The organism is Mesorhizobium sp. M1E.F.Ca.ET.041.01.1.1 (assembly GCF_003997355.1).
Classification (GTDB): domain Bacteria; phylum Pseudomonadota; class Alphaproteobacteria; order Rhizobiales; family Rhizobiaceae; genus Mesorhizobium.
The window spans coordinates 1-2,966 of sequence record NZ_RZSL01000670.1 but is presented as its reverse complement, the minus strand read 5'-3'; the positions used below and the strand labels follow the sequence as shown (position 1 = coordinate 2,966).

At 62.9% G+C, this 2,966-nt stretch carries 4 protein-coding genes, 2 tRNA genes and 1 pseudogene; 3 read left to right on the top strand and 4 right to left on the bottom strand.

Features of this window, described 5'->3' with window-relative positions:
• Positions 1-127, bottom strand: a 127-nt coding sequence (locus tag EOA38_RS32330; protein WP_244571411.1) for a GTP-binding protein, incomplete at its 3' end; no start/stop codon positions are given.
• A 286-nt stretch (positions 128-413) separates the two neighbouring features.
• Between EOA38_RS32330 and EOA38_RS32325 the strand changes: the two genes are divergently transcribed.
• Entirely contained in the window at positions 414-1,301 is an 888-nt protein-coding gene (locus tag EOA38_RS32325; RefSeq protein ID WP_127301132.1) for a DMT family transporter, read from the top strand.
• 152 nt (positions 1,302-1,453) lie between these two features.
• On the opposite strand, the gene EOA38_RS32320 is transcribed toward EOA38_RS32325, so the two are convergent.
• Positions 1,454-1,711 carry a GlsB/YeaQ/YmgE family stress response membrane protein gene (locus EOA38_RS32320; RefSeq protein ID WP_126094127.1) on the bottom strand — a complete coding sequence of 86 codons (258 nt, stop codon included), beginning with the start codon at positions 1,709-1,711 and terminating at the stop codon, positions 1,454-1,456.
• Positions 1,712-1,837: 126 nt separating this feature from the next.
• On the opposite strand from EOA38_RS32320, the gene EOA38_RS32315 reads away from it, so the two are divergent.
• Positions 1,838-2,296: a YidB family protein gene (locus EOA38_RS32315; protein ID WP_126094128.1), complete on the top strand. Its 459-nt coding sequence runs from the start codon at positions 1,838-1,840 to the stop codon at positions 2,294-2,296.
• A gap of 76 nt (positions 2,297-2,372) precedes the next feature.
• Here EOA38_RS32315 and EOA38_RS32310 read toward each other — a convergent pair.
• A tRNA-Gly gene (locus tag EOA38_RS32310) sits at positions 2,373-2,446 on the bottom strand.
• 88 nt (positions 2,447-2,534) lie between these two features.
• Positions 2,535-2,619: transfer RNA gene (locus tag EOA38_RS32305), tRNA-Tyr, on the bottom strand.
• A gap of 199 nt (positions 2,620-2,818) precedes the next feature.
• Between EOA38_RS32305 and EOA38_RS40660 the strand changes: the two are divergent.
• Positions 2,819-2,966, top strand: a pseudogene (locus EOA38_RS40660) (23S rRNA (guanosine(2251)-2'-O)-methyltransferase RlmB); the annotation flags it as partial.

Genomic DNA, 2,966 nt, shown 5'->3' with positions numbered 1-2,966 from the left:
CATAGCGCTTGTATTCGCCAAAATACTTCGTGATCGCCGCCGTCAGCGACGTCTTGCCATGATCGACGTGGCCGATCGTGCCAATGTTCACATGCGGCTTGGTGCGTTCGAATTTACCTTTTGCCATAGTCTCTTTCCTTGGGCGGCCTTGACCTTCAGTTCAGTCGAATGCGGGGCGATTAGCGACAACGGCCGAAAAACACAAGTACCTTGTGGCCGAGCGTTCTCGCACTCGACCGAACCAATGATCCGATTACAGGGGACGTGACGCGGATATAGGGCCGCCGTGGACGAATTCAAATAGGCCGCCATCCACGTCTCGGACACCTCATCAACAGATTCCCGCGGATAGCAGCCCGATCGCCCGGAACTGGCCCATTGCCGCCGCGACATGCCTCTGATTTCTTCGGCGAATGCAGTTCATTCCGGCAAATATCCGCGGTCCCCTGTTCATGATCGTCTCGACGGGCTCCTACCTCGTCAACGACACGATGATGAAGCTCGCGACCACCGGACTGCCGCCATACGAGGTGCTCTTCCTGCGCGGCGTCGCCGCGACGCTGTGGGGTGTGCCGCTGCTCTTCATGCTGGGCTATGGCAGGCAGATCCCGCTGCTTTTCGAGCGCAAGGTGCTGCGGCGGAATCTTTGCGAGCTCGCCGCGATCCTCTGCTACGTCGTGGCCTTGGCCAACATGCAGATCGCCGATTCGACGGCGCTCGGCCAGATCACGCCGCTGCTGATGCTGGTCGGCTCATCGATCCTGTTCGGCGAAAAGATCGGCGCCGCGCGCATGGCGCTGATCGGCCTCGGCTTTATCGGCGCTCTCATGGTGGCGCAGCCGACCATGCAAGGCATTTCCGTCTATGCCCTGCTGGCGCTCGGCAACGCGGCCCTGGCAGCGGCGCGCGACCTTGCCGGACGCAAGGTGGGCGCCGAGGTGCCAGGCATGATCGTCGCCATCTCCGCCGTCGTGGTGGTGGTGATCGGCTCAGGCATAGCGCATCTCGTCTCCGAGCAATGGACGATCCCGGAGGGTCGCCACCTCTTGCTGATCGCCGGCGCAGGCCTGTTCCTGATCTTCGGCCATTTCTTCATCTTCATGGCCTATCGCGTCGGACCGACCAGCGCGGTCGCGCCCTTCTATTACTGCTTCACCGTCTGGGCGGTGATTTCCGGCCTGCTCGTGTTCGGGCAGTTTCCCAATGCGCTCGCCGTCTGCGGCATCCTGCTGGTCGTCGGCAGCGGCCTCGCCATCGTCTCGCTCGATGAAAGACGGCGGCGCCTGACCGTGGTTGCCTGAGGCATCCGATCCGCACAGCCTGGCGCCCTGCCCGCTTTCCAGCGGCGCCGGGCGGGATCGCTTGTCAATATACCGTCGCCGCGATCGCGCGCCGCGACCGGCCCAAAATCCGGCGATCGTCCGCGGCCGAACGAGCTGCGGGTTTCGTGTTTCTACAGCGTGCGCTTGCCGCTGATCTGGTGGTAGGCCCAGAGCACGACGACCGAGCCGATGACGGCGACGATCAGGCTCCAGATGTTGAGGCCGGTGACGCCCGATGCGCCGAAAGCGCTGAAGATCACACCGCCGACGATTGCGCCGACGATGCCGAGCACGATGTCCATTATCATGCCTTGGCCGGTCTTGTTGACGATCTTGCTGCCGATGAAGCCGGCGATGACGCCGAGAATGATCCAGCTGATGATGCCCATCTTTTCCCTCCAACCCCCGCCATGCCAATCATTTTCATATGATTGCCAAAAGCTCAAGACAGCTTGAAATCCCCCCCGGCTGCGCCATTTTGGCGCCGGGCGGAATTGGTTGATAGGAGATCCACGATGGGCCTTTTTGACAACGCCGTTCCCGGCGGCAACATCACCAAACCGCTGATGATCGCGCTCGGCGCGCTGCTGGTCGGCAAGATGCTGAGCGGCAAGAGCGAGGAACAGCCGGCCGAACCTCAAGCTCCGGTCCCTACTCCCGCGGGTGCCGGCACCTCGGCCGACGGCGGCCTGCTCGGCGGACTGGGCGGCCTGCTCGACAAGCTGAAGGATGCCGGGCACGGCGGCGTCGCCGATTCCTGGGTCGGCACCGGCCAGAACCAGCCGATCAACGCCAACGATCTCGGCGCCGCGATCGGGCCGCAGGTCATTCGCGAGATCGCGCAGCGCACGGGCTTGAACGAGCAGGAGCTGCTGCAGCAACTCTCATCGGCGCTGCCCGGCATCGTCGACAAGCTGACGCCCAACGGCCAGATCCCGCAACAGCATCAGGTCGCCTCGGCTTTCAGCAGCTAGGACGCGGATCAAGCGAAATGCGCTGCGCGCTTCGGCGCGCGGCCTTTTCGTGGGAACGGCGATGCGGATGGAAATCTGGAGCGGGTAGCGGGAATCGAACCCGCATATTCAGCTTGGAAGGCTGCTGCTCTACCACTGAGCTATACCCGCGCCTTACACTGAAGTACCGGATTCACCCGAAAAGCGCCATGCACTTTTCGGTCCGAGACTTTTCGTTTCAGGGCTTCCGGGCCGGCAGTGGTGGAGAGGGTTGGATTCGAACCAACGTAGGCTAAGCCAACGGATTTACAGTCCGTCCCCTTTAACCACTCGGGCACCTCTCCAGTCTGCCGCCGGAGCCATGCAACGAGGCATTCGCGCTGATCCGGAGCCCGAGTAAGGATCTTCTCCGAAATCAGCGATGCGCCTTATGGCGGCAAGGCCCGTGGGTGTCAACCGGCGCAGCCAGGGTTTTTCGAGGATGTTCGGCATTCGTCGCCGCATGCCATATCCTTGAGCGAACGAGACCGCTATAGAGGCCGCATGAACGACAACAAAAGCAACAAGCCGGGCACCCCCAAGGACACCCACTACGCCAAGCTCAGGCGCGCGCATCGCGACCAGAAGGCTGGCGGCGCGCCGGCATTCCGGCCGCGCCAGCCGGTGCCGGCGGGCGAAGGCCCCGCAGACG